Consider the following 24,022-nt stretch of genomic DNA (forward strand, 5'->3'; position numbering starts at 1 on the left):
GGAACGATTGGAGAGGTGTTTAAGCAGATGGCTATTAAAATGATTGTGAAGGACCCGGACCCGGTATTGCGTGAGAAAAGCAAGCCGGTGCCGAAAATTACGCCGAACATCCGCAAGCTGCTCGATGATATGGTCGATACGATGTATGACGCTGAAGGCGTAGGTTTGGCCGCGCCGCAAATCGGCATTCTCAAGCGGGTCATCGTGATGGATTGCGGCGATGAGCACGGCGGGCTGATCGAGCTGATCAACCCGGAAATTATCGAGCTGGACGGCGAGCAATTCGGCGCCGAGGGCTGTCTGAGCATACCGGGCTTGCGCGGTGATGTGAAGAGGGCGGCCCGAGCGAAGGTCAAGGGCTTGAATCGCGACGGCGAGGAAGTCATCATCGAGGGGACCGAGCTGCTTGCCCGCTGCATCCAGCATGAGGTCGATCATCTGGACGGCATTTTGTACACGGATCTGGCGGAGACGATGTACCGCGCGGCGGATGAGCCGGGCCAGGAGGAACAATGAGCGAGAAGCCAAAAGTTTTGTTTATGGGCACGCCCGGCTTTGCGGTTCCTGCGCTGCAGACGCTGCTGGCCGATGAGTCGGTTCAGGTCGTCGGCGTCGTGACGCAGCCTGATCGTCCGGTCGGCCGCAAGCGGGTATTGACGCCTACGCCGGTCAAGGTCGAAGCGCTGGCGCACGGCTTGTCGGTGCTGCAGCCGGAGCGGCTGCGCCGCCCGGAGTCTGTCGAGGCGCTGCGCGAGCTGCAGCCTGACCTGATCGTCACGGCGGCTTATGGGCAATTGCTGCCCAAATCGGTGCTGGAGCTGCCCAAACTGGGCTGCATCAATGTGCATGCGTCGCTGCTGCCCCGTTACCGGGGCGGCGCGCCGATTCATTATGCCGTTATGAACGGGGATGCGGCGACCGGCGTCACCATCATGTATATGGCCGAGGGACTGGATACCGGCGATATGATCAGTCGTGTCGAGGTGCCGGTTGGCGATGAGGATACGACCGGTTCTATGTTTGATAAGCTCAGCGCTGCAGGGGCGGAGCTGCTGCGCGCTACGCTGCCCGGCCTGCTGGCCGGGACGGCGCAGGCTGTGCCGCAGGAGCATGAGGCGGCTGTCTATGCGCCGAACATTACGCGCGAGCAGGAGCGGATCGACTGGAGCGCTCCGGCGCTGCACATCTGGCGGCTCGTACGCGCGCTGCATCCGCAGCCTGGCGCATTTACGCTGTGGCAGGGCGGCGTGCTGAAAATATGGGCCTGCGCCAAGCCTGAGGCTGCCCGTGCTGACGCTGCGGCGGGTCATCAGCCTGGCACCGTGCTGAGCGCCGGTCCAGGCGGCGTGGAGGTAGCGACCGGCAGCGGCGTGCTGCGGATTACGGAGCTGCAGCCTGCCGGGAAAAAGGCGATGGATGCCGCTACGTTTGCGCGCGGCGGCCAACTAGCGGTCGGCGACGTGCTGGGCGCGCCGACCGGGGATGGAGCTGATGACGCGTCGTGAGCGAGCAGTCTTCGAATCGGCCGGGCCAGTCGCCGGAGGAGAACCGGCGTAGTGTAATGAACAAGGCCAGCCAAGCCAACCGGCGGCCTGCGGCAAATGAGCCGCGCGCAGCGAGCCGGTCGGAGCAGCAGGGTCAGTCGCATCGCAAATCAGGTGCGGGCAAGGGCGATAACGCGGCCGTGCGTGCTGCGGCAGAAGGCCCGCAGGCGTCCGCAGGCGGGGCTGGCCCAGCCGCAGGCCCGTCCCGTACAGCCAAAGTCAACAGCGCGGCGCGCAGCGGTCGGAGCGGAGCTTCCGCGCGCAAGCCGGTCCGCGGCACAGCCCGCGAGGCCGCGCTGGACGTGCTGACGCGGGTCGAGACCGACCGCGCTTACAGCAATTTGCTGCTGAACCAGACGCTGCAGCTGTATAAGCTGGACAAGCCGGACGCCGGGCTGGCGACCGAGCTTGTGTACGGCACGATGCAGCGGCTGAATACGCTGGATTACAAGCTGGGCAGCTTCGTGCCCAAGGGACTGGCCAAGCTGGAGCCGTGGGTGCGCAGCCTGCTGCGGCTCAGCTTGTACCAGATCAGCTATCTGGATCGCGTGCCGGATCACGCCGTGGTGAATGAGGCTGTCAATATAGCGAAAAAACGCGGCCACGCCGGCATCTCCGGCATGGTCAACGGCGTGCTGCGCAATGTGCTCCGCCAACCGGCTCAGCTGACGCTGCCTGCCGACCTGGCTCCGGCCGCCCGGATTGCGCTGGAGGAGTCGCACCCGGAATGGCTTGTGCGCCGCTGGATCGCCCAGTACGGCGAGGAGGCCGCCCGGGCCATTTGCCGCAGCAACAATGAAGCGCCGCGTGTGAGTCTGCGCGCCAACCGGCTGCGGCTTGGACCCGCGCAGCTGCTGGAGCGGCTGCGCGGGCAAGGTCTGGAAGCGGAAGCGTCCGCAGTCGCCCCGTCCGGCGTCATTGTGCGCGGCGGGGGCAATATGGCGCTGACGCCGGAATTTGCGCGGGGATTATATTCGGTGCAGGACGAGAGCTCCATGCTGGTCGCCGAATGGGTCGATCCGCAGCCGGGCGAGCGGGTGCTGGATTGCTGCGCCGCGCCGGGCGGCAAGACGGCGCATCTCGCCGAGAAGATGGGAGATCGCGGCGAAGTTGTCGCGTGTGATATTCATGAGCATAAGCGTCAGCTGATCGAGGAACAGGCGGAGCGGCTTGGCTTGACCTCGATTCGCGCGGTGACGGCTGATGCCCGCCAGTTGGCTGCGCATTATCCGCCCGAGAGCTTTGACCGGATTTTGCTTGACGCCCCTTGCTCCGGGCTGGGTGTCATCCGCCGCAAGCCGGATGTGAAGTGGACCAAGACGGAGGCCGAGATCGTCGCCATCGGCAAGCTGCAGCAGGAGCTGCTGGATGCGGTAGCGCCGCTGCTCAAGCCGGGCGGCGTGCTCGTCTACAGCACGTGCACCGTGGAGCGCAGCGAAAATGAAGAAGCGGTGCAGGCCTTCCTCGTCCGGCATGCGGAATTTGTGCCGGACGCGCCGCCTTCTGCCGCCGATTCGTCGGCGATGCGGCAAATCATGCCCTACGAATACGGCTCGGACGGATTTTTCATCGCGAGACTGCGCCGGACGAGCATAATCGCTTAACTTGTGGTAAAATGAAACGTGGCCTTCCCGAAAGCAAGCCGTCAAGCAGCTCACTTTCGAAAGGCCTTCCGTTTCATTCCTGCTTTACGTATCATTAAAACTTTAGATAAAACAGGTTGTGATCAATGATGGACGTGCCAGCAAGCAAGATGCCTAACAATCTCAAGCCTTACGTGTATGATTTTACGCTTGAGGATTGGCAGGCCTGGGTCAAAGAACAGGGAGAGTCGGGCTTTCGCGCCGGACAAATTTTCGATTGGTTATATGTGAAAAGAGTTTCAAGCTTCGATGAAATGACGAATTTGCCGAAGCCGCTGCGGGACAAGCTGCGCGAGCAGCTCGATTTTGTGACGCTGCACGAGGTGGCGCATTACCGGTCCAAGGACGGCACCGTCAAATTTTTGTTCGAGCTGACGGATAAAAATGCGATCGAAACCGTCATCATGAAGCACAGCTACGGCAATAGCATCTGTGTGACGACACAGGTCGGCTGCCGCGTCGGCTGTACGTTTTGCGCGTCCACGCTCGGCGGCTTGAAGCGCAACCTGACCTCCGGCGAAATTATCGCGCAGGTGGTCAAGGCGCAGCAGCTGCTGGATGCGACGCAGGAGCGGGTCAGCAGCATCGTCATTATGGGGATTGGCGAGCCGTTTGAAAACTATGACGCCGTCATGAAGTTTCTGAAGGTGATGATTCATCCGAAGGGATTGAATATCGGCCAGCGCCATATTACCGTGTCGACAAGCGGCATTGTGCCGAATATTTACCGGTTCGCCGATGAGGATACCCAGATTAATCTGGCGATTTCGATCCATGCGCCGAACGATGAGCTGCGCTCCAGGCTGATGCCGGTCAACCGCAGATTTCCGTTCCAGGACTTGCTTGAAGCATGCCGCTATTATGTCGCCAAGACGGGGCGCCGCATTACGTTTGAATATGCGCTGATGGGCAATGTGAATGACCGTCCGGAGCATGCGGAGGAGCTGGCCCAGGTGCTGAAGACGTTCCCGATGGCGCATGTGAATCTGATTCCGGTTAACTTCGTCTCGGAGCGCGACTATGTGCGCACTCCGCGCAATGACATCTTTACGTTCCAGCGCATTCTTGAGAAAAATAAAGTGAACGCCACGATCCGCCGCGAGCAGGGCAGCGATATCGCTGCCGCCTGCGGTCAGCTTCGGGCGCAACATATGGAATCCGGTGCGAGGTGACCAATAGATGCTGAATGTGGCCTGTGTATCTGATGTTGGACTGGTGCGGAGCGTAAATGAGGACAGTGCCTTCGTTCAGGATCAGGGAAACGGCTGGGTGCTGGCGATTGTGGCTGACGGGATGGGAGGTCATCAGGCAGGCGATGTGGCCAGCCGGATGACGGTGGAATCCATTCCGCAGTCGCTGCAGGGGCTGCCGGCCGAATTGACGGATGAGCAGCGCGGCGAGCGGCTGCGGGCCGCGATCGAAGCGGCGAACGCGAGCATTTTCCAGTTTGCTGCGGAGCGGGAAAGCTATCACGGGATGGGGACGACGGTTGTAGCGGTGCTGGCGAGCGGCGAGCGCGCTGTCATCGGCCACATCGGCGACAGCCGCATTTATCTGGTTCACGGCGGACAGTTCGATCAACTGACGGAGGATCATTCGCTGGTGAATGAGCTGGTAAAGGGCGGCCAGATTACGAGGGAGGAAGCCGAGCATCATCCGCGGCGCAACGTGCTGACGCGGGCGCTCGGCACCGAATCTTCCATCGAGGTCGATGTGCGCGAAGTTTCATGGCAGCCGGGCGATCTGCTGCTGCTGTGCAGCGACGGCTTGAGCGGTCTGGTCGACCGCCAGCTTATGCTGAGCCTGCTGCTGGCCGAGCGCGGTCTGGAGGACAAGGCGCGTCTGCTTGTGCAGGAAGCGCTCACAGCAGGCGGAGACGACAATGTGACGGTTGTTTTAATCGAAAACGCGGCCGAGCCGGGGCTTGCGCAAACGGATGGGGGAGCGGGGTGAGCATGGGATGATCGGCAGACAGCTAGGAGGGAGATACGAAGTTCTCGAACGCGTCGGCGGCGGCGGCATGGCGATTGTATACAAAGGCTTGGATATGCTGCTGCATCGCCATGTAGCCGTCAAGGTGCTTCGCCAGCAATATGTGCATGATGAAGAGTTCATCCAGCGCTTCCGCCGTGAAGCGCAAGCTGCGGCCTCCTTGTCCCACCCGAATATCGTCAGCATTTATGATGTCGGTCAGGAAGAAGACGTGCACTACATCGTGATGGAATTCGTCGAAGGCACGACCCTTAACGATCTGATCAAGGCCAGAGCTCCGCTGCAGGTCGAGGAATCGGTTCATATCGCCAGCCAGATTTGCGACGCGCTTGACCACGCCCATCATAACCAGATCATCCATCGTGATATTAAGCCTCATAATATTTTGATCGGAAAAAACGGCCGGGTTAAAGTGACGGATTTCGGGATAGCGCGCGCTGTGACCTCTTCCACGATTACACAGACCGGCTCGGTCGTCGGCTCCGTGCATTATTTTTCCCCGGAGCATGCCAAGGGGACGCCGACGGGCGAGCAGTCCGATCTGTATTCCCTCGGGATCGTGATGTACCAGATGCTGACCGGCCGGCTGCCGTTTCTCGGCGAAAGTCCGATCAGCGTCGCGCTCAAGCATTTGCAGGAGGATGTGGAGGAGCCGCGCAAGGTCAACCCGCTGATTCCGCAAAGCGTGGAAAACGTCATTTTGCGCGCGATGCGCAAAAGCACGACCGAGCGGTACAAGTCTGCGGTTGATATGCTGGCCGATCTCGAAACATGTCTACTGCCTCATCGGCGGAGCGAAGCGAAGGTCAGCTTCCTGGACGACGACGAGCTGGATGAGGAGCGGACGCGGGTGATGCCTGCGCTGCGGCCCGGACAATATGAGCCGGAGCGGCCGTCGTCCGGGAGCAGAGTCGCGGAGAGCGCTGCGGCTGATGACGCGGAGCCGGTGGAGCCGCGGCGGAAGCGGCGTTGGGTGAAGCCCTTTATCATCGTGCTGGTTATGCTGGCGCTGCTTGGCGGAATGTGGTTTGCTGTCGGCGAGGTCAAAAACCGGTTTACGGTAAAGACGGTTGACGTGCCGAATGTGGTCAGTAAAATGCTCGTTCAGGCGCAGCAGGAGCTGCAGGCGGCCGGGCTGGAGTCGGAATTCCAGTATGTGAAGGACGAGAAAAACTCCCCCAAGGATACCGTCATCAGCCAAAACCCGGCGATGATGAAGGTGAACCTGGGCTCGAAGGTCAAGCTGCTGGTCAGCCAGGGACCGGACAAGCTCAAGGTGCCGGAGCTGAGCAAGCTCAAGCTGAGCGAAGCGATGGCGCAGCTAAAGGAGCTTGGCATTCCGGAGAAAAACATTGTGGTCGATCCGAAGTTTATGGATGCGGAGCCGGATACGGTAGTCAGCCAGCAGCCGGCGGCATTGACCGAATTTGTTGATCCGGCGGCGGTGATGGTGAAGCTGACCGTCTCGCAAGGCCGGGAAAAGGTGAAAATGCCGAACCTGATCGGCAAGACGGAAGCCGAAGCTAAAAATATGATTTTAGTCAGCGGGCTGAAATTGGCCAAGGACGGCGTGACGCAGGAAGCCAGCTACAAGCAGTCGAAGGGCAAGGTGCTCAAGCAGTTTCCGTTCGAGCCGAACGACGATGTGGCTCCCGGCTCTGAAGTTTCGTTGACGGTCAGCACAGGCCTGCCGCCGGAGGCAGGACAGATGACGGTCAGCGTGTCGCTCAAGCCAGCCAAGGAAGGCACGCCGTCGACGATTAAAATTTTGCTGACGGATGCCGTCTACGACGCGCCGTATGAATACCAGACGTTGTCGAATGTGACAAATACGGAGATGCTTCAGGTGAAGCTGATTGTGTCGCCGGATAAAAATGCGGTCATTCAGGTCAAGGTGGACAATAACACCGCCGATCTGATTACCGTGACGTACCAGGACTATCTGGCGCAAAAAAGCGGGAAGCCTGTGACGCCGGGCACCGGAACGCCGAATACCGGCGCCGGAGCGTCTACGGGTGAAGGCGTCAAGCCGTCCAGCGAAGGCACACTCCCGCCTGCGAACGGCGGGACGAATGGAGCTGGCGGCGCAAACGCGCCTGCGAACGGCGGAACGCCGGCGTCTTCGGGCACGAAGACGCCGACAGCGCCTGCCGGCGCCGGCGCAACGAATACGACAACGGGAGGCCGGAGTTGATCATGACGAGCGGACTGATCGTCAAGGCGTTAAGCGGCTATTATTACGTGCTGCCTGACCATGCGAGCGAGCTGGAGTCCATTCAGTGCCGGGCGAGAGGCGTGTTTAAAAAACGCGGCGTCTCCCCGCTTGTCGGGGACCGGGTTCATTACGAGCTGACCGATAACGGAGAAGGAACGGTCACCGAAATATTGCCCCGCGCCTCCGAACTGATTCGTCCTCCCATCGCGAATGTGGATCAGGTGGTGCTTGTTTTTTCCGTGACGGAGCCCGCATTGAATTTGCCGCTGCTCGATAAATTTTTGGTACATACGGAAAGTGCGGGACTGGACACTGTGATTTGCTTGACGAAGCGGGATTTGTGGTCGGCGGACGATCGTCCGGATGTTCCTGAACCGGCTGCGGCGACAGGGCTGGATGCCGGGGCCGGGCAGCCGGACGGCTCCGCCTCGTCCGAGCGTCTGGATGAGGTCGTCCGCCTGTATGAATCCATCGGCTACACGGTCATTTTGACCAGCGCGAAGGAAGGCGTCGGTGTGGAGCGGGTGCTGGAGCGGTTGTCCGGACGGATCAGCGTGTTCGCCGGGCAGTCGGGCGTGGGCAAGTCGTCGCTGCTGAACGCGATGATTCCGGGACTGCGGCTGGAAACGAATGAAATCAGCATGAAGCTCGGACGCGGCAAGCATACGACTCGCCACGTCGAGCTGCTTCGCCTGCCGGGCGGCGGCATCGTAGCGGATACGCCGGGCTTCAGCCAGCTCGATTTCCTGCAGGTCGACGCCGATGGGCTGGGCGGATGCTTCCGCGAGTTTGCCGCGTATTCGCCGGAATGCCGCTTCCGTGGCTGTCTCCATTTGCACGAGCCTGACTGCAAGGTGCGGGAGGCGCACGTGCAAGGGGACATCGCGGATTCGCGGTTTTCCAGCTATCATCAATTTCTCGAAGAAATTCGGGAGCAAAAAAGGAGGTTTTAGCTATGCTGCGCATTGCGCCATCTATTTTATCCGCAGACTTTGCCAAGCTGGGCGAAGAGGTTGCGGACGTGGAGCGGGGAGGCGCGGACTGGCTGCACGTCGATGTGATGGACGGTCACTTTGTACCGAATATGACTATCGGCCCGCTGATCGTCGAGGCGCTTCGTCCGCGTACAAAGCTGCCGCTTGACGTCCATCTGATGATCGAGCAGCCGGATCGTTATATACCGGCGTTTGCCAGCGCGGGCGCCGATTTGATCTCGGTGCATGCGGAAGCCTGCGTGCATCTGGACCGCACCTTGCACGGCATCCGCGAAGCGGGAGTGAAGGCCGGCGTCGTGCTGAACCCGTCTACGCCGCTGACTGCTATTGAATATGCGCCGCTGGAGCTGGTCGATCTTGTGCTGGTCATGACGGTGAACCCCGGCTTCGGCGGACAAAGCTTTATCCCGGCCATGCTGGACAAAATTCGGGGATTGCGCCGGATGCTTGATCAGCGCGGGTTATCCCGGGTCGAGATCGAGGTTGACGGCGGGGTAAACGCCCAGACAGCCAGACAAGTTATCGAAGCGGGGGCCACGATTCTGGTCGCAGGCAATGCGGTTTTCGGGCAACCGGATCGGGCCGCGGCTATTCGCGCCATTCGCGGGGAAGGAAGCTGATCCGCGATGCGTGTGCTGAAGGTGCTGCTGTTTGCCATCTTGTGCGGCGGTATGCTGTTCATTTTTTCCATTTGGGATGATTTGCTGAAATATGCGTTTTCCCTGGGGGCGGTTTATATCGGCTACCAGTTTTTCATCCGCAACGATTCGCGCGGCATGCGCATCGGTTTTGTGCTGACGACGATCGCGTTTTATTTCTTGTACGCTATTTTTTATGCGATTTTTCAGTTTTTGCAGACGGCTCCGCCGCCCGGCGTAACGGGCTAGCGGCTTCCGATCTGCTCGGAGCTGCTCCGCATTTGCTGAGCGCCGGCGCAGCAGATGCGGAGTGGGACAAAAAAGCATAATCAACCGCCAGGCGGCATAACATGGTTACAAAAGTTGAAAGGCTTTTGTAGCCTTTTTTGTATGGTTGATAGTTGCAATTCAAGTCACGTTTTGGGCGGCGTCGGAATATAATGCAGAGGAGACGATGTGCGGGCGGCGCCTGCATAAGCGGCAAGGCGGCTGCGGGGGGAGCCGTGCTTCTCAGCCGGCCTTGCTAGAGACAGAGCAAGCGAAAGCCGTAATCCGGCGGCACGGTTTGGTTCGGCAAAGCCGGGCAGGCTCCGTTTGCGGGAGTGACGCTGCAAGCAAAGCTTGGGAGGAGGGTGCAAAATGAAATTTTACACAATCAAGCTTCCGAAGTTTTTGGGTGGATTCGTGAAGGCGGTCTTAAATACGTTCAGTAAAAACTGATCAGCCGGCCGCTGTCGGCGAAACGCCGGGCGCAGCGAGAAGCCTGACAGCGGTCGGCCTGGCCGCGGCGGCGGAGGTTCGCCGGATGCGAATGCCTTCCGGGATGAAGCCCGGCCGTACGCCCAGGTTGTCCAGCGGCTGCCGGAATCGGCGGCCAACAAAAAAAGCACCTGGATCAGGTGCTTTTTGTCTGCATGCGAAAAGTTACACACGGGTAACTTTACCGGATTTCAAAGCCTTCGTGCTTACCCAAACACGCTTAGGCTTGCCGTCCACCAGAATACGAACCTTCTGGACGTTGACTCCCCATGTGCGTTTTGCTTTGTTGTTGGCATGGGAAACATGGTTACCGGTGCTAGGGCTCTTGCCAGTAATAAAACATTTGCGGGACATCTATTACACCTCCTTACAACATGCGCACTCATAAACATACTTAAATATCATAGCATAGAGCGAATGGGCCGTCAATGTAACACTGGTGTTTGTTTATTTCTGTGAGTACTTATAGTACAATGTATGCAAAGCTGCTGGTCACAGCGCCTTGCAACGGCTGGCGTTTCAGATCGCAGACCAGCATTTTATGGGTAAAGGAGAGTTCTGGGGATGGCTATCGAATTGGATTCGCCGTACGGCAAAATTTATGTGACGGATGAGGTTGTCTCCATTCTGGCGGGATCGGCTGCGCTGGATTGTTACGGCTTGGTAGGCATGGCTTCGCGCAACCAGCTCAAGGACGGGATTGCCGAGCTGCTGGGCCGCGACAATTTGACCCGCGGGGTCGAGCTGCATCGCGATGATCAGGGAACGCTGACCATTGATTTGTATATTGTCGTCAGCTACGGGACCAAAATTTCCGTTGTCGCACATAACGTGCAGACCAAAATAAAATATATGCTGCGCGAAGTGGCCGGGCTTCAGGTCGAGGCGGTCAACATTTTCGTGCAGGGCGTACGAATTGCCCAATAAGACTACAACGGCAGCACGGCGACCGGCTTGCCCGGCGCGTTAGGGATCAGCAGGAGGGGGAATGGTCTTTTTGAGTAAGCGCTTCATTGAAATTGACGGAACGGATTTTATCCGCATGGTGGAGGAAGGAGCACTCCGGCTCAGGACGAATGTGGACCGGGTCAATGCGCTTAACGTTTTTCCGGTTCCGGATGGAGATACAGGCACCAATATGAATTTGACGCTCACCTCGGGCGTCGAGGAGCTGCGGCGCAAGCCGTCCGCTCATCTGGGGAAAGCGGCCGAGACGTTGGCGAAAGGGCTGCTGATGGGCGCAAGGGGCAATTCGGGCGTTATTTTGTCCCAATTGTTCCGCGGCTTCGCGAAGGCGGTCTCCGAGCTGGAGAAGGCGCAGGCGCCTGCGTTGGCGGCGGCGTTTCAAAACGGCGTTGACATGGCCTACAAGGCGGTGGTGAAGCCGGTCGAGGGAACGATTTTGACCGTGGCCAAGGAGGCGGCCAAGCATGCAGTTACTGCGGCCGCCAAGCGGCAAGCGGATGTTGCGGCTGTGCTGGCTGAGCTGGTGCGCAGCGGGCAGGAGGCGCTGAATCGCACCCCGGAGCTGCTGCCTGTGCTCAAGCAGGTAGGGGTTGTCGATTCGGGCGGCCAGGGTCTGATGTTGATTTATGAAGGTTTCATGGATGTGCTGGAGGCGGAGCGCGAGGTTGCCGAACCGGCGGACATGCCTTATATCGCCTTCGGCGCGGTTCAGCCGCTGGAGGATTTTGCCGAGTCGGTGGAGCTGTCCGCGGCCGCTGCGGCACATCTGGAGCCGCGAAGCGCCCAAGCGCATCTGGCCACGGAAGATATCGAATTCGGCTACTGTACGGAATTTATGGTTCGTCTGGATCGGTCGCAAGCGGGCTCGCCTGTTTTTAACGAAGGCAAGTTCCGCGACGAGTTGTCTGCGTTCGGCGATTCGCTGCTCGTTGTGGCGGACGACGACATCGTCAAGGTGCATATTCATGCCGAATACCCGGGCACGGTGATGACCCACGCGCAGCAGTACGGCCAGCTGAGCCGGATCAAGATCGAAAACATGCGGGATCAGCATACGCATATTCTGGAGGCGGAGTCGGCTTCCGGCCGTCATGGGAGCGCCGCTATGCATGGGGGAGCTGCCCCTGCGGCGGGCGAAGCGCCGGTAACGGCGGCGGACGGTCAGGCGGCGTCGCCGGATGATGCTTCCCGTGCGGCAGAGGCGGATGCCCCGGATGCCGGGCAGCAGGCGGCGGTTGAGGCAGCAGCGGGCGTCCCCGAGCTGGATTCCGCTGGCGCTGAAGAGCTCCAGGGCGAAGCCGTTTCCGGCGGGCAGCCGAAGCCTTACGGATTTGTAGCGGTTTCCGCCGGCGACGGACTCAGTACCATTTTCACCAGTCTGGGCGTCGATCAGGTGCTGCGGGGCGGCCAGACCATGAATCCGAGCACGGAAGACATCGTGAAGGCGGTGTCGGAGGTGCTGGCCGAGACGGTCTTTATTTTACCTAATAATTCAAATATTATTATGGCCGCGCAGCAGGCTGCGGGGCTTGTGGAGGACAAGACGCTGATCGTTATTCCGAGCAAGTCGATCCCGCAAGGGATTGCCGCCGTGATCGCCTTCCAGGAGGAGGCATCGCCGGAAGACAATGCGGATGCGATGGGCCGGGCAATCGGCGACATTCAGGCCGGACAGGTGACGTATGCGGTCCGCGATACGCAGATGGACGGCATCGACATCAAGCAGGGCGATTACATCGGCATTCACAGCGGCCGGATTGTGGTGTCGGACCCCGATCTGACGACATCCTGCAGCCGTCTGATTGACAGCCTGCTGGCGGATGGAGCGGACATCTTGACGCTGTATGCGGGAGCGGAGGCGTCCGAGGACGTTACCCGCCAATTGGCTGATTATGTGCAGGCCGCGCATGACGGCGTTGACGTGGAAATACATGACGGCGGACAGCCGTTGTATTATTATATTATTTCGGCGGAGTAGCGCCGCAAGCTGGATCAACGTTGATCGGACAGGGGGAGGCTCATGAGTCAAGTACGTATCGTGACGGACAGCACGTCAGACATTCCGGAGGCGCTGCGCCGCGAGCTGGGGATTGAAATGGTGCCGCTGCAGGTGATGTTTGGCTCGGAATCGTTCCGCGATGCGGTCGATATTAGCCCTGCTGAATTTTATGACCGACTGGCTGAGTCCAAGGTTTCGCCGACGACGTCGCAGCCGTCGCCCGCGCAGTTTCTGGAGCTGTATGAAAAGCTGGCGTCGGCAGGCGACGGTCCGATTATTTCGCTGCACTTGTCTTCGGCGATGAGCGGCACGTACCAGTCGGCGGAGATCGCCAAGTCGATGCTGGAGGACAAGGCGGATGTGACGGTGTATGACTCCAGGACGGCATCGTACGGCTTCGGGATGCTGGCGGTTGCCGCCGCGCAGGCGGCCCGGCAAGGGAAGAGCAAGGAAGAAATTATCGCGTTGATTGACAAGCTGCGCAGCGGGATGCAGCTCTATTTTCTCGTCGATACGCTGGAGTACTTGCAGCGGGGCGGGCGCATCGGCCGGGCGGCGGCGCTGGTTGGCTCGCTGCTGAATATCAAGCCGATTTTGTCGGTCAGCGATGAAGGTCAGGTGTATTCGGTCGATAAGATGCGCGGTACGAAAAAGGCGATTGCCCGGATCGGCGAGCTGCTGCAAAAGGATTGCGGCGATCTTCCCGTCCAACTGGTGCTTGCTTATTCGAAGGATCGGGACGATGTCAACGGGCTGGAGGCGCAGCTCAAGCCGCTGCTGCGGATTGAGCGGATCAGCTACACCCAGATTGGCTCGGTGATCGGCACACATACCGGACCGGGCGCGATTGCCGCATTCGTCTTTCCCGACTATTAGGAGTGGAGAATAAATGTCGATAGATTTGTATGACCTTCCGGTCAGCCAGGTCGTCGGCGTGAAGGGCAAAAAGCTGGAGGAGCTGCACACACTTGGCGTTTCAAGTGTGGGGCAGCTTCTTGATTATTATCCTTTTCGCTACGAGGACTACACGCTGCGCGACTTGACCGAGGTGAAGGATGGAGACAAAATTACGGTGCAGGCCCGGGTCGTCGGCATTCCGCTGCTGCAGATGTCCGGCCGGACCAAGTCGCGGATGACGTGCAAGGTAATGGTCGATACGTGGTTTGTGACGACCGTCTGGTTCAACCGGCATTTTATGAAGGACAAGCTGGTGAATGGAGCCGAGCTCGTACTGACAGGCAAGTGGGATCAGAAGCGCTCGCAGCTGACGGTGACGGAGGCCGAATTTCCAGGGCAAAGCAGCTCCCAGACAGGTACGCTGCAGCCGGTTTATTCGCTCACCGCGGCGCTGACGCAGAAATGGTTCCGGCAAATCACGAAGCAGGCGCTGCTCCAGTTCGCCGAGCTCATCCCGGAGGTGCTGCCCGCCGAGCTGCTGCGCAAATATGAACTGCTTCCGCGCAAGACGGCAATCAGCCTGCTGCATATGCCGGGCGAGCTGGCGCGCGGTCAGCGGGCGCGGCGGCGGATGGTATACGAGGAGCTGTTTTTGTTCCAGCTCAAGCTGCAGGCGTACCGGGCGCTGAATCACAAGCGGGCGGACGGTGTCGCCCATCCGGTTGATTTGCCTGCCGTCCGCGCTTTTGTGCGCGCGCTGCCCTTTACGCTGACCGATTCGCAGAAAAAGGTGACTGCGGAAATTCTCGACGATTTGCAGCAGCCGTTTTGTATGAACAGGCTGCTGCAGGGCGATGTCGGAGCAGGGAAAACCGTCGTGGCGGCTATTTCATTGTTTGCCGTGGTGAAGGCCGGCTACCAGGGAGCGCTGATGGTGCCGACGGAAATATTGGCGGAGCAGCACAAGCGGTCGCTTGACCGGCTGTTCGAGCCGTACGGCATTCAGACGGCGCTGCTGACCGGCAGCTTGACCGCCCGCCAGCGGCGCGAGGTGCTCGGCTCGCTGCAGCTGGGGCTGGTGGACGTCGTGGTAGGCACGCATGCGCTGATCCAGGAGGACGTTTTTTTTCGGTCGCTGGGACTTGTTGTTACCGACGAGCAGCATCGCTTCGGGGTGAACCAGCGCAGCGTGCTGCGGCGCAAGGGGATGAATCCGGACGTGCTGTCGATGACCGCGACGCCGATCCCCCGTACGCTGGCGATTACGGCGTTCGGCGATCTTGATGTGTCGACGCTGCGCGAGCTGCCGAAGGGGCGCAAGCCGATCCTGACGTATGCGGTGCCGCATACGCTGCTGGAGCGGGTGCTTGGCTTTATCAGCCGGGAGGTGGAGGCAGGCAGACAGGCTTATGTCATCTGCCCGCTGATCGAGGAGTCGGAGAAGCTGGACGTGCAGAACGCCATTGATATTCATGCCCAGCTGCAGTTTGCTTTCCCTGCGTACCGGGTAGGGCTGCTGCATGGGCGGATGCCTGCGGCCGAGAAGGATGCCATCATGCGGGAGTTCAGTGAAGGGAGCATCCAGGTGCTCGTATCGACAACGGTCATCGAGGTCGGCGTGGACGTGCCGAATTCGACGCTGATGGTTGTCTACGACGCTGACCGCTTCGGCTTGTCGCAGCTGCACCAGCTGCGCGGGCGTGTCGGACGCGGCGAGCATCAATCGTATTGCGTGCTGATCGCCGATCCGAAAAATGAAATCGGCAAAGAGCGAATGAAGGCGATGACCGATACGAACGACGGCTTCGAAATTGCCCGGCGTGATCTGGAATTGCGCGGACCGGGCGACTTTTTCGGCACGAAGCAAAGCGGGGTGCCCGACTTCCGGCTCGCCGATATGGCGGCGGATTTCGAAACGATGGAGCAGGCGCGCGACGATGCGGCGGAGCTGGTCAAGCAGCCCGAATTTTGGACGGGCGCGCCGTACTTGCCGCTGCGGGCGTTCCTGCAGCGCGAACATATTTTCGACAGCGAGCTGCTGGACTAGCTTGAGGAAGCCTCACGAACCGGGCGCTGCGACGGCGTAGTGAATTTGATCAACAAATCGGTACACATAGACAAGCTCTCCGTCATAGACTTAGTTTGTAGGCTAGGCGACAAAGTCAGAGACAGGCGGAGGTGCGCGTTCGTGAGTTATTTGAAGCACGGCTTCGATCCCGTCCAGATTGAGCGGATCAAGCAGAAGATGAAGCATCCGGAAACGAAGGAACGGGTAAAAATGATTTTGCACGGCGTCACGAAGGCTGATTTGCAGGATCGGATGAAGGTTCGGCGTTTCGTCAGCGTGCTGACCAAGGCGCTGGGGGAAAAGGTGACGGACCAGCAGGCCGAGCATCTCGTAAACTTTGTGATTTCACAGAAGATTGACCCGAACAATACGTTTCATCTGATCAAGCTATGGACGATGTTCCGGTAGTCCGGTGTCTCCGTGATGAGGCAAGCCAGGGCGCTCCGCAGCCACACTGTCAAGTGGCCGGGGCGCCTTATTGCGTGACGGCCCTGCTGGAAACTATGAATTGTCAAAGCGCTTGCGCAAAGTTATAATTTTTATAGGTAGCGTATACAGCATTTATTTAACTTATATACAATTTGGCTGAGGGGAGCGGGATGTCCATGGATGCGGATTCACAGCAGGACAAGAAATGGTCACGGCGCAAGCTGATCGCGGCGATGGGCACGACGGCGGCGGGACTGATGCTCGGCGGAGGAGGCCTGCAGCCGGCTGCGGCGGCTCCGCTTGCTCAGCTGCCGGGCGCAGCAGCCGGCTGGCTGAATGTGAAGGACTACGGTGCGAAGGGCAACGGCTTTTCCCATGAAAATGACGCCTCGGCCATTCAGGCGGCGATTCAGGCCGCCGGAACCGGGCGGTTTGGCGGCACGGTTTACCTGCCTGCGGGGACGTATTACATCAACTCCAGCCTCGTTTTGTTGTCCGGAGTAAGGCTGGTCGGGGACGGCGTTGGCGCGACGACAATCAAGTCCAGCCGGCTCGGCATACCGCTGCTGCTCGGCAACAAGGTGAAGAAGGCCCTGATCGAGCATCTGTCCTTCCAGGGTCAAGGCTCCATTTCCGCCAGCACGCAGACCGAGCTGGTCGAGCGGGGAATTGACCTCAAGGATTGCGAGCAGGTGACGGTGCAGAACTGCGCCTTCTACTGGATTGTGAACGGCATCGGCGCAAGAAACAGCAAGCAGACGACCATCCGCGAGTGTGATTTCGATACGCTTATTTCCAGCGACAGCGCGGGACAAGGGCATGGGGTTTACCTGGAGGCGGGAGAGGGCAATCTGGTGGCGGACAACCGGTTCAGCCAGATGGACAAGCCGTGTATTTACGTGACGGCCGGCTGCTCGTATTCCGTTGTGACCGGCAATGTGGCGGCAGCCTGCAAAGCTTCCCTGATTACGGTATCCTCGCCGCTGCAGCCCTGCATCGGTCTGCGGATCGAGGGCAATCAGGTGACTGCGGCCGGTCTTGACAAAGGAGACACGAGCTGCAAGCAGGGGATTGTGCTGCGCGGTTATTGTGTGGATAATCGAATCGCCGGCAATACGATCGTGCGCGCTGCGGAAGCAGGCATTGCGCTGGAGGGGGATGCGGCGGCTGAAACGGAGCGTCCGACAGGCAATCAGCTGATCGGCAATCAGCTGGTCGATTGCCCGGCAGGCATCGCGCTGCTGAACAGCGACGAGAACACGGTGACGGGCAATGAGGTACGCCGGGCGAAGACAGGCATCCAGCTGTCGGTGCTGGGCGAGAAGGCAGGCGCCGTTTGCCGCGCTAACGTGATCACCGGCAATACGCTGTTCCGCTGTTCGGAAGCTGCTATACGGCTCAGCTCGCCGCGCTGCCAGGCTAATGCGGTGTTCGCCAATGGCGGAACAGGCCATGGAGCTGATCTCCTCGATGACGGCAAGGAGACGGTCCGCAGCGGCTTTTAGCGGGATGAGGAGCAGCCAAACCATCGAATAATGTTTGCCAGCCAACAGCCAACGAATGTTTTCGTTGGTTTTTTTTCATTTCCCGGCCTGCTTCCACAAAATACCGTTGCATAAGGAACGTTTGTTCGGTATATAATAAATAAGAATATACGTTCGTGAAAGGCGGGATGAGCGGGATGAATCCAACAATCGAGCAAGAGGAAGATTTGCAGGTCATTAAAGCATGCGTGCTGCTGCCGGTGCTGCGGGATATGCTGCTCCGGGACATGGATGAGCTGAGCCGGCACCGAGATAAGCTGGTGTATGCGCATGTGCTGGCTTATCTGGAGCAGCTGGAAGCCCGGATTCATCTGGAATTGCAGGCGAGCAAGGCAAAGATGAGAAGACAGCAGCTGCAGGTGCTGACCACCACGATGAACGCCCAAGGCATCGAAGCGGAGTACAAGGTACGCGGATACATTCACCACTTCAAGCTGCTCCGCAGTCTGATCAAAGCCGAGCTGACCGCTCTGCTGGCTCGCCTGCAGGTACAGCAGCGATGATTCGCGGCGTCGGAGAAGCCGCCCGCACAATTTTGCTGGCCGACGGCCAATCGTTCTACGCGTCCATTGAAAAAGCGGCTCATCCTGCGTTAAAAGACAAGCCGGTAGCTGTCGGCGATCCGGCACGCCGCTCCGGCATCATTCTCGCGGCTTGTCCAGTCGCCAAGGCTCACGGCGTCACGACGGCTGAACGAATAGGCGAGGCGCTTGCCAAGTGTCCGGGCTTACACATCATTCGGCCGCGGATGCAAACCTACATCACCGTATCTTTGTTGATTACGGAGATTCTGGAATCGTTTAGCGATCAGGTGGAGCCGTACAGCATTGACGAGCAATTTCTCGATGTTACCGGCTCCAGAGCGTGGTTTGCTTCTCCAGAAGAAATGGCCCGGCAAATCCAGGCCCGCGTGCTGCTGTCAACCGGCGTTTGGACGCGCTGCGGCATCGGGCCAACCAAAATATTAGCCAAGATGGCGACGGACAATTTCGCGAAAAAAACGCCTGAGGGCATTTTCCGGCTCGGCGTTGACAATATCGAATCGGAGCTGTGGCCGCTGCCGGTCCACCGCATGTTTATGGTCGCGTCGCGAATGACCCGTCATTTTATGCATATGGGATTAACGACGATTGGGGACATTGCACGCTTGGAATTGGCCGACTTCAAACGGCGCATGCGCCGGGAGATGGGCAAGCAAAGCGATATTCAAGCCGAGTACTATTGGCAGACGGCAAGGGGCATTGATCCGAGCCCGGTTGTGCCGAGCATTCGCAGCCCGTTGAAATCAATTAGCCACGGGAAGGTGCTGCGCAGCAGCTTGTACGGGAAGCAGGAGGATATTGAGGTGGTCCTGCTGGAGTTGGTCGTGGAGGTATGCCGCCGCAGCAGAAGGTACGGTTATATGGGCCAGGTGGTGACCGTTGGCGCAGCGGAGAACGATGGAGGCAGGTCTGCCGGATTTAGCCGGCAGGTAACGCTGGAGCAGCCTACCTCACTTTCGCATGAAATAGCTGCAGCAGTGCTCCGGATTTTCCGGACCTATTGGAGCGGCAAGCCTGTCAGTCATTTGCAGCTTTCGCTCACACGGCTGGTGGATGACCGCGTCTATCAGCTTACCTTGTTCGAGGACCGGGAGAAAGCGTATAGCTTGGAAAAAGTGACGGATGACATCAAGGACAAGTTTGGCAGTACGGCGATTATGCGGGCTTCCTCTGTGTTAAAAGCCGGAGTAGCGCGAGAACGAGCGGAACAGATCGGAGGTCATTACAGATGAGCAAGCTGGACGGCAACGAGCGGTGGAAATCAAAAATGCTGCTCACCGAACATCAAGAGCAATACGAACATCGAAACGACCCGCCAAAGACGTCTCGGCCTACCTCGGGGGAGCTTACGATGATCCGCGACTATATTTTATTGCCGCATATGCTGACGATGGTACAAAAAAGCGTGGATGATCTGGAGCGCAGTCCTAACCTGCTCAAGCAGCTTTATTTGGCTGCGGGCCAGGTGGTGATGAACAAAATCAGCAAAGATATGTACGAGCTGCGGCGTGAGCTGACGAAACGCAACATAAAAATCATCAGTGACGAGCATGCGGATTTCGTCGTGTACCACCGGTTTCTATGCCGAGGCTATGAGGAACGCTTCGGGATGACGCGGGATGTGATGCGTTCGGAAATAAGTGTCCGGTTGAAGGCGTATATTCAGGACATGATCGGCCGCGTGGCAGCTGAAGCCTGATCGGCTTCGTTACGGCTGGCGGCCCTGATCGGGGAGAAGCCGCGCAGCGGCAGCGACACAGCTTTCGATTCGGGGCCGGATGCGCTGAGCGCTGGTTATCAACGCGGGCTTGGCTGCGGACCGGTTTGCACCGATTTTTTCCAAAGGCTCACGATCAGGATCACAAGCGGCGGAAGTCCGTAGGCGAGAGCGTCGAGCAGCGTCCATGCGGTGAAGCCGTCTTCATTAAAGGCAGCGCCGTTGGCATACATCGTCACCGACAGCAGCAGACAGAGCAGCGCCAGCGGCAATACGAGCAGCCGGTACTGGGTGAGCCTGCATACCTGGGCGATGCTCTGCGCGAGAATAAACAGGACGATGGATGCTTTCATGAAGGAGCCTGCGATCAGCGAGATATCGATGACCGACTCAATCCGTTCGATAATTTCTTCAACAAAAATCAACCGCGTCAGCTGGTAAAGCGAATATTTCAAGTCGCCGGACAGCGGTCCGAGCACCACGATGCAGACGAGAATGGAGACCGATAACGTGACGCCGTTTAGCGCCAGCGCGCCGAGCATATACTTGCCAAGCTTCCGGCTTGCCTGCGGCCGGACAAAGGGGAACGGCAGACTGTAGATGACGATCTTCAGATAAGGGAATCCCAGGGCGATGTAAGCGCCGTGCATAATCGGCTTGAAGCCGTCTGGCATAAGCGGCAGCACATATTCAAGCTGGTAATACGGCGAAACGAGCAGCCATACCAGCATAATAAACCCGAACATAATCAGCAGCAGCACCCCGAACATACGGGCCATCACTTCGATTCCGGCACGGGCGGTCAACCCGATCACAAGAAAAAAAGCATGTTGATAACCGGCGTGGGGGTGCTTTTCATCATCGTGCTTTTGAAAAAAGGTGTTGGAAAAGAAACGCTTCACATCGTCAACCGTCATGGCGGCAGCTGGACCGGCTTCGTGGGGAACGAGGTTTTGCAGCATCTGGCGCATATCATTGATTTGTTTATCGGGCGCCAGGGTATTCAGATAAATGGATGCCGCGGACTGCTGCAGCCCGGGACCATAGCGCCAGGGAAGCAGCACGAGGTCCTGACAGTCGGTAAATGCTTGCCGGATCAGCTCCGTATTGGCTGACAGGCTTTGCGAAATCGGTGTAGGCGTAGCCTTCTGCTTCATACGGGCTGTTCACGGATTAGGGTTCCTAAATAACCAGTTTTTATGCGGCTGCGGGTTGTCCGCAATCGCCTGGAGCCGAATGAAGCCGGAATCGGGCGTCGGCGAAACTTTCTGCCGTTCGACTGCGTATAAGCGGAGGGAGGCAGCGAAGAATACGGGGCCGCAGGCCGCATCGGGCGGTCTCGGCGTTCGGCGGGGACCCATGTGCCTGCGCCGGCGGCTGCAAAAGGAGGAAAACCGGTGGCATACTTGGAATACCGATTGTATATGGAAGGGAACGACACCTTTCCCGTGCTGTACCATTATGAGCAGATCGGCCGGGATGAGGCGGCGCTCCGCTTCGCCTGCGACTACTTCGTCAAGGACGGCAAGGTTTATGAGAAAACGTCCTGCGCGATCGAGGAGCAGTCGTATGTGGTTTACGTTCGGCAGTCGGAGGAGGAGCGGACGATGGCTTGGCCGAGGCCGGATGCACAGGGTCCGCGCGGCATTTATCTGGAGCTGCGGGAGTACCGGGACGGCATCGCGGATTACAGGCTGATCGAGACGCTGCGGCTGGCCGATACGCTCGACCTGATGCTGTACATGCAGGCGAATTATACGTATGCGGAAAACCGCGAATGGGAGAAAACAAGCACGGAAGTTGATGAGGATCGCGAAACGTATGTCGTGTATGCGGCGCCCGTCTAACGCGGGAATCAGGCGCGAGCACAGGCGAGTACGACTGACATAGCTCCGCGCGGGCGCACATTCGGCACATCGGAGCTGTACAGCCAGGGAAAGGAGATTCCAATGGGTCAATCGAAAGGCGGCTCGCGCACACATCGCATGTTGTCCATGTTCGTCGCAACGGTACTGGTAGCCGCAGGAACGGCGGGATGCGGGAACAATTCGTGCACAGACCGGAACAAAGACGGCTATTGCGACGATGGGGGCGGCGGACATTCGAGCTATTATTATGGAGGAAGCAGCTCAAGCAGCGGCAGCAAGCTGAACAGCGGCGCTCCATCCGGTACTTCGTCCGGCATCAGCAAGGGCGGGATCGGCAGCAGCGGCAGTTCAAGCTCGTGAGCGTGTGCCGGAGGGCGGTTGAACGACGGGAAGGCAGGAGAGGGTAGCGTGCAAACGGAGCGGATCGCGGCTGCCGGCGGGATGCCGGCGGCTGCAGCGGATTATGCCGGCCGGCGGCAGGCGTTGTATGAGCCGCTGCGCCAGGAGGGCGTGTTTACGTGGGATTACATGTACGGCGAAGAATATGCGCTGGCCGGTCTGCAGCCGATCAGCCGCGCTGAGCTGGCGGGGGTGCGGGCCGCTGCGGAAGCGCTCGGCCGCGTCTATGCGCGGACGGTACATATTGTGCAGCAGGGCGGGCCGGAGTTATGGGCCGAGCTGGGCTTGCCGGAGGCGGCGTTTGGTACGCTCAGGCTGCTTGTCGACGAATCGTTGGCCACGCTGATCGGCCGGTTTGACTTTGCGCGGACGGCGGACGGCTGGAAGATGCTGGAGTTCAACAGCGATACGCCGACCGGCATTGTGGAAGCATTCCATGCAAACGGGCGCATTTGCGCCGCGTATGGCGCAGACAACCCGAATGAAGGCTGCGATGAGCAGCTGCCCGCCGCCTTCGCCCGTCTGCTGGAGCTGTATCGGGCTGCCGGCTACGCAACGGAGCGCATCGTGTTCAGCGCGCTCGGCTGGCATGAGGAGGACGCGGGTACAACCCGCTATTTGCTGGCGAAGTCCGGGCTGCCGCAGGCGGAATTTACGCCGCTGGAGGAGCTGCGCGTGCGGGATGACCGGCTGCTCGCCCCGTTGCCCGCAGCAGAGGGCCGCGAGCCGGAGCTTGAGCCGGTCGATGTGCTGTACCGGCTGCATGCGCTGGAGAAGCTGGCGGAGGACCGCGATACGGACGGGTACCCGACCGGCGCTCATGCGCTGGCGCTGATCGCGGATCGGCGGCTGGCGATTATAAATCCGCCTTCCGCCTTTGCCGCGCAGACGAAGGCGCTGCAGGCGCTGATCTGGAGCTTGCATGAGACCGGGCAGTTTTATACGGACGAAGAGCATGCAGACATCGAGCGGTATATGCTGCCGACCTATCTGGAGCCGGGTCCGGTGGCGGACGCGGCTTATGTAGGGAAGCCGATTTTGGGCCGCGAGGGCAGCAGCGTGACGATTTATGAGAGCGGCGGCGCAGCCCGCGAGGTAAGCGAGGAGCTGGAGTACGCCGAACAGCTGATGGTCTACCAGCCGTTTGTCGAGCTGCCGCACGTGCAGGTGGAAACGCTGACAGGTCCGTTTGCCGGCCGCCTGCTCTGGGGCTGCTTTCTGATCGACGGCGTTGGCTCGGCAGTGGTGGCGCGGGTTGGCGGAAATATTACCAGCAATATGTCGTATTACGTGCCGTGTGCAATTATGGAAGAATGGTGCGAACGTGAAACGGGAGGCAATAGCAATGAGTCAATGGAGTAATATCGTCAGCTTTTTGACGTATTTGGCAATTACGGTCCCCTTGATGGGGCTGGGCATTTTCTTTTTTAATCTGGTTACCCCGTACAATGAATTCAGGCTGATCCGCGATGCCAGCGACGTTACAGACCCGGTCAAGGCGGCTGCCGGTAAAGCGGCTGCTTACGACTTAGGCGGCAAGCTGATCGGTCAGGTGCTTGTGCTGGCTTCGGCAGTGTACCACTCGCTTGGCTTATTGGATCTGGTCATCTGGGGCTTGCTCGGCATCGCGTTTCAGATCGTCGTATTTTATGTGTTTGAGCTGTTGACGCCGTTCAGGGTGACCGCGGAAATTCCGCGCGGCAACGTATCGGTCGGCATTTTTTCATTTTGTCTGAGCCTTGCTTCAGGTTTGCTGATGGCTTCCTTGATCAGCTACTAAACAACGGCCTGTGATGAACGGGAGAGA

General features: G+C 59.2%; 25 protein-coding genes. 23 read left to right on the forward strand and 2 right to left on the reverse strand.

Going from position 1 to position 24,022, the window contains the following annotated elements; genetic code table 11:
* Positions 1-27: 27 nt before the first annotated feature.
* From def to spoVM, 10 genes are all read left to right on the forward strand, one after another.
* Positions 28-516, forward strand: a complete 489-nt coding sequence (gene def / locus AC6ROY_RS05055; protein WP_500098968.1) for a peptide deformylase — start codon at positions 28-30, stop codon at positions 514-516.
* Positions 517-539: 23 nt separating this feature from the next.
* The gene (fmt, locus tag AC6ROY_RS05060; protein WP_500099267.1) at positions 540-1,505 is read left to right on the forward strand and encodes a methionyl-tRNA formyltransferase; all 966 of its coding nucleotides are present in this window, start codon (positions 540-542) and stop codon (positions 1,503-1,505) included.
* Positions 1,506-1,561: 56 nt separating this feature from the next.
* On the forward strand, positions 1,562-3,148 hold the full coding sequence (gene rsmB, locus AC6ROY_RS05065; RefSeq protein ID WP_500099268.1) for a 16S rRNA (cytosine(967)-C(5))-methyltransferase RsmB: 1,587 nt from the start codon (positions 1,562-1,564) through the stop codon (positions 3,146-3,148).
* Positions 3,149-3,273: 125 nt separating this feature from the next.
* Positions 3,274-4,359: a dual-specificity RNA methyltransferase RlmN gene (gene rlmN / locus AC6ROY_RS05070; RefSeq protein WP_500098969.1), complete on the forward strand. Its 1,086-nt coding sequence runs from the start codon at positions 3,274-3,276 to the stop codon at positions 4,357-4,359.
* Positions 4,360-4,366: 7 nt separating this feature from the next.
* Complete coding sequence (locus tag AC6ROY_RS05075; RefSeq protein WP_500098970.1) at positions 4,367-5,140, forward strand: Stp1/IreP family PP2C-type Ser/Thr phosphatase; 774 nt, start codon at positions 4,367-4,369, stop codon at positions 5,138-5,140.
* A gap of 7 nt (positions 5,141-5,147) precedes the next feature.
* Positions 5,148-7,373 carry a Stk1 family PASTA domain-containing Ser/Thr kinase gene (gene pknB / locus AC6ROY_RS05080; RefSeq protein WP_500098972.1) on the forward strand — a complete coding sequence of 742 codons (2,226 nt, stop codon included), beginning with the start codon at positions 5,148-5,150 and terminating at the stop codon, positions 7,371-7,373.
* A gap of 2 nt (positions 7,374-7,375) precedes the next feature.
* Positions 7,376-8,347: a ribosome small subunit-dependent GTPase A gene (rsgA, locus tag AC6ROY_RS05085; RefSeq protein WP_500099270.1), complete on the forward strand. Its 972-nt coding sequence runs from the start codon at positions 7,376-7,378 to the stop codon at positions 8,345-8,347.
* A gap of 2 nt (positions 8,348-8,349) precedes the next feature.
* Complete coding sequence (gene rpe / locus AC6ROY_RS05090; protein WP_500098973.1) at positions 8,350-9,009, forward strand: ribulose-phosphate 3-epimerase; 660 nt, start codon at positions 8,350-8,352, stop codon at positions 9,007-9,009.
* A 6-nt stretch (positions 9,010-9,015) separates the two neighbouring features.
* Positions 9,016-9,276 carry a hypothetical protein gene (locus AC6ROY_RS05095; RefSeq protein WP_500098975.1) on the forward strand — a complete coding sequence of 87 codons (261 nt, stop codon included), beginning with the start codon at positions 9,016-9,018 and terminating at the stop codon, positions 9,274-9,276.
* A gap of 390 nt (positions 9,277-9,666) precedes the next feature.
* On the forward strand, positions 9,667-9,747 hold the full coding sequence (gene spoVM / locus AC6ROY_RS05100) for a stage V sporulation protein SpoVM (RefSeq protein WP_014652194.1): 81 nt from the start codon (positions 9,667-9,669) through the stop codon (positions 9,745-9,747).
* Between the two features lie 204 nt (positions 9,748-9,951).
* Here the strand turns inward: spoVM and rpmB are convergent, their stop codons facing one another.
* Positions 9,952-10,140 (reverse strand): 50S ribosomal protein L28, encoded by a 189-nt coding sequence (gene rpmB / locus AC6ROY_RS05105; protein WP_054798201.1) that lies wholly within the window; start codon positions 10,138-10,140, stop codon positions 9,952-9,954.
* Between the two features lie 210 nt (positions 10,141-10,350).
* Here rpmB and AC6ROY_RS05110 point away from each other — a divergent pair, with 210 nt between their 5' ends.
* The 9 genes from AC6ROY_RS05110 to AC6ROY_RS05150 all read left to right on the forward strand — a co-directional run bounded on the left by AC6ROY_RS05110 (position 10,351) and on the right by AC6ROY_RS05150 (position 19,930).
* Positions 10,351-10,713, forward strand: a complete 363-nt coding sequence (locus AC6ROY_RS05110) for an Asp23/Gls24 family envelope stress response protein (RefSeq protein WP_500098976.1) — start codon at positions 10,351-10,353, stop codon at positions 10,711-10,713.
* Positions 10,714-10,774: 61 nt separating this feature from the next.
* Complete coding sequence (locus AC6ROY_RS05115; RefSeq protein ID WP_500098978.1) at positions 10,775-12,730, forward strand: DAK2 domain-containing protein; 1,956 nt, start codon at positions 10,775-10,777, stop codon at positions 12,728-12,730.
* A gap of 42 nt (positions 12,731-12,772) precedes the next feature.
* Positions 12,773-13,627 (forward strand): DegV family protein, encoded by an 855-nt coding sequence (locus AC6ROY_RS05120; RefSeq protein WP_500098980.1) that lies wholly within the window; start codon positions 12,773-12,775, stop codon positions 13,625-13,627.
* 13 nt (positions 13,628-13,640) lie between these two features.
* A complete protein-coding gene (gene recG / locus AC6ROY_RS05125; protein ID WP_500098982.1) occupies positions 13,641-15,695 on the forward strand; it encodes an ATP-dependent DNA helicase RecG in 2,055 nt (684 codons plus the stop codon).
* A gap of 141 nt (positions 15,696-15,836) precedes the next feature.
* Positions 15,837-16,124, forward strand: coding sequence for a stage VI sporulation protein F (locus AC6ROY_RS05130; protein WP_500098984.1), 288 nt, complete (start codon positions 15,837-15,839; stop codon positions 16,122-16,124).
* A 197-nt stretch (positions 16,125-16,321) separates the two neighbouring features.
* Positions 16,322-17,650 carry a right-handed parallel beta-helix repeat-containing protein gene (locus AC6ROY_RS05135; RefSeq protein WP_500098985.1) on the forward strand — a complete coding sequence of 443 codons (1,329 nt, stop codon included), beginning with the start codon at positions 16,322-16,324 and terminating at the stop codon, positions 17,648-17,650.
* 176 nt (positions 17,651-17,826) lie between these two features.
* A complete protein-coding gene (locus AC6ROY_RS05140; protein ID WP_500098986.1) occupies positions 17,827-18,192 on the forward strand; it encodes a YhjD family protein in 366 nt (121 codons plus the stop codon).
* Positions 18,189-19,463 (forward strand): DNA polymerase IV, encoded by a 1,275-nt coding sequence (locus AC6ROY_RS05145; protein WP_500098987.1) that lies wholly within the window; start codon positions 18,189-18,191, stop codon positions 19,461-19,463. The genes AC6ROY_RS05140 and AC6ROY_RS05145 overlap by 4 nt, the downstream gene beginning before the upstream one ends.
* The gene (locus AC6ROY_RS05150) at positions 19,460-19,930 is read left to right on the forward strand and encodes a YhjD family protein (protein WP_500098988.1); all 471 of its coding nucleotides are present in this window, start codon (positions 19,460-19,462) and stop codon (positions 19,928-19,930) included. The genes AC6ROY_RS05145 and AC6ROY_RS05150 overlap by 4 nt, the downstream gene beginning before the upstream one ends.
* A gap of 98 nt (positions 19,931-20,028) precedes the next feature.
* Here the strand turns inward: AC6ROY_RS05150 and AC6ROY_RS05155 are convergent, their stop codons facing one another.
* The gene (locus AC6ROY_RS05155; protein ID WP_500098990.1) at positions 20,029-21,105 is read right to left on the reverse strand and encodes a GerAB/ArcD/ProY family transporter; all 1,077 of its coding nucleotides are present in this window, start codon (positions 21,103-21,105) and stop codon (positions 20,029-20,031) included.
* A 240-nt stretch (positions 21,106-21,345) separates the two neighbouring features.
* On the opposite strand from AC6ROY_RS05155, the gene AC6ROY_RS05160 reads away from it, so the two are divergent.
* The 4 genes from AC6ROY_RS05160 (at position 21,346) to AC6ROY_RS05175 (ending at position 23,995) form a co-directional block, all read left to right on the forward strand.
* Positions 21,346-21,795 (forward strand): hypothetical protein, encoded by a 450-nt coding sequence (locus AC6ROY_RS05160; RefSeq protein ID WP_500098991.1) that lies wholly within the window; start codon positions 21,346-21,348, stop codon positions 21,793-21,795.
* A 102-nt stretch (positions 21,796-21,897) separates the two neighbouring features.
* Complete coding sequence (locus tag AC6ROY_RS05165; protein WP_500098992.1) at positions 21,898-22,176, forward strand: hypothetical protein; 279 nt, start codon at positions 21,898-21,900, stop codon at positions 22,174-22,176.
* 81 nt (positions 22,177-22,257) lie between these two features.
* A complete protein-coding gene (locus AC6ROY_RS05170; RefSeq protein ID WP_500099271.1) occupies positions 22,258-23,577 on the forward strand; it encodes a glutathionylspermidine synthase family protein in 1,320 nt (439 codons plus the stop codon).
* On the forward strand, positions 23,561-23,995 hold the full coding sequence (locus AC6ROY_RS05175; protein ID WP_500098994.1) for a DUF350 domain-containing protein: 435 nt from the start codon (positions 23,561-23,563) through the stop codon (positions 23,993-23,995). The genes AC6ROY_RS05170 and AC6ROY_RS05175 overlap by 17 nt, the downstream gene beginning before the upstream one ends.
* The last annotated feature ends 27 nt before the right edge of the window (positions 23,996-24,022 follow it).

The organism is Paenibacillus sp. sg306046 (genome assembly GCF_059821225.1).

Excerpts from the sequence above, each read along its gene's own strand:
- AC6ROY_RS05075 (WP_500098970.1), top strand. The coding sequence starts at position 4,367 with ATGCTGAATGTGGCCTGTGTATCTGATGTTGGACTGGTGCGGAGCGTA.
- pknB (WP_500098972.1), top strand. The coding sequence starts at position 5,148 with ATGATCGGCAGACAGCTAGGAGGGAGATACGAAGTTCTCGAACGCGTC.
- AC6ROY_RS05175 (WP_500098994.1), top strand. The coding sequence starts at position 23,561 with ATGAGTCAATGGAGTAATATCGTCAGCTTTTTGACGTATTTGGCAATT.
- rpe (WP_500098973.1), top strand. The coding sequence starts at position 8,350 with ATGCTGCGCATTGCGCCATCTATTTTATCCGCAGACTTTGCCAAGCTG.
- AC6ROY_RS05170 (WP_500099271.1), top strand. The coding sequence starts at position 22,258 with ATGCCGGCGGCTGCAGCGGATTATGCCGGCCGGCGGCAGGCGTTGTAT.
- AC6ROY_RS05135 (WP_500098985.1), top strand. The coding sequence starts at position 16,322 with ATGGATGCGGATTCACAGCAGGACAAGAAATGGTCACGGCGCAAGCTG.
- spoVM (WP_014652194.1), top strand. The coding sequence starts at position 9,667 with ATGAAATTTTACACAATCAAGCTTCCGAAGTTTTTGGGTGGATTCGTG.
- AC6ROY_RS05120 (WP_500098980.1), top strand. The coding sequence starts at position 12,773 with ATGAGTCAAGTACGTATCGTGACGGACAGCACGTCAGACATTCCGGAG.
- AC6ROY_RS05165 (WP_500098992.1), top strand. The coding sequence starts at position 21,898 with ATGGGTCAATCGAAAGGCGGCTCGCGCACACATCGCATGTTGTCCATG.
- AC6ROY_RS05145 (WP_500098987.1), top strand. The coding sequence starts at position 18,189 with ATGATTCGCGGCGTCGGAGAAGCCGCCCGCACAATTTTGCTGGCCGAC.
- AC6ROY_RS05095 (WP_500098975.1), top strand. The coding sequence starts at position 9,016 with ATGCGTGTGCTGAAGGTGCTGCTGTTTGCCATCTTGTGCGGCGGTATG.
- rsgA (WP_500099270.1), top strand. The coding sequence starts at position 7,376 with ATGACGAGCGGACTGATCGTCAAGGCGTTAAGCGGCTATTATTACGTG.
- def (WP_500098968.1), top strand. The coding sequence starts at position 28 with ATGGCTATTAAAATGATTGTGAAGGACCCGGACCCGGTATTGCGTGAG.
- fmt (WP_500099267.1), top strand. The coding sequence starts at position 540 with ATGGGCACGCCCGGCTTTGCGGTTCCTGCGCTGCAGACGCTGCTGGCC.
- rlmN (WP_500098969.1), top strand. The coding sequence starts at position 3,274 with ATGATGGACGTGCCAGCAAGCAAGATGCCTAACAATCTCAAGCCTTAC.
- AC6ROY_RS05115 (WP_500098978.1), top strand. The coding sequence starts at position 10,775 with ATGGTCTTTTTGAGTAAGCGCTTCATTGAAATTGACGGAACGGATTTT.
- AC6ROY_RS05150 (WP_500098988.1), top strand. The coding sequence starts at position 19,460 with ATGAGCAAGCTGGACGGCAACGAGCGGTGGAAATCAAAAATGCTGCTC.
- AC6ROY_RS05155 (WP_500098990.1), bottom strand. The coding sequence starts at position 21,105 with ATGAAGCAGAAGGCTACGCCTACACCGATTTCGCAAAGCCTGTCAGCC.
- rpmB (WP_054798201.1), bottom strand. The coding sequence starts at position 10,140 with ATGTCCCGCAAATGTTTTATTACTGGCAAGAGCCCTAGCACCGGTAAC.
- recG (WP_500098982.1), top strand. The coding sequence starts at position 13,641 with ATGTCGATAGATTTGTATGACCTTCCGGTCAGCCAGGTCGTCGGCGTG.
- AC6ROY_RS05140 (WP_500098986.1), top strand. The coding sequence starts at position 17,827 with ATGAATCCAACAATCGAGCAAGAGGAAGATTTGCAGGTCATTAAAGCA.
- AC6ROY_RS05110 (WP_500098976.1), top strand. The coding sequence starts at position 10,351 with ATGGCTATCGAATTGGATTCGCCGTACGGCAAAATTTATGTGACGGAT.
- rsmB (WP_500099268.1), top strand. The coding sequence starts at position 1,562 with ATGAACAAGGCCAGCCAAGCCAACCGGCGGCCTGCGGCAAATGAGCCG.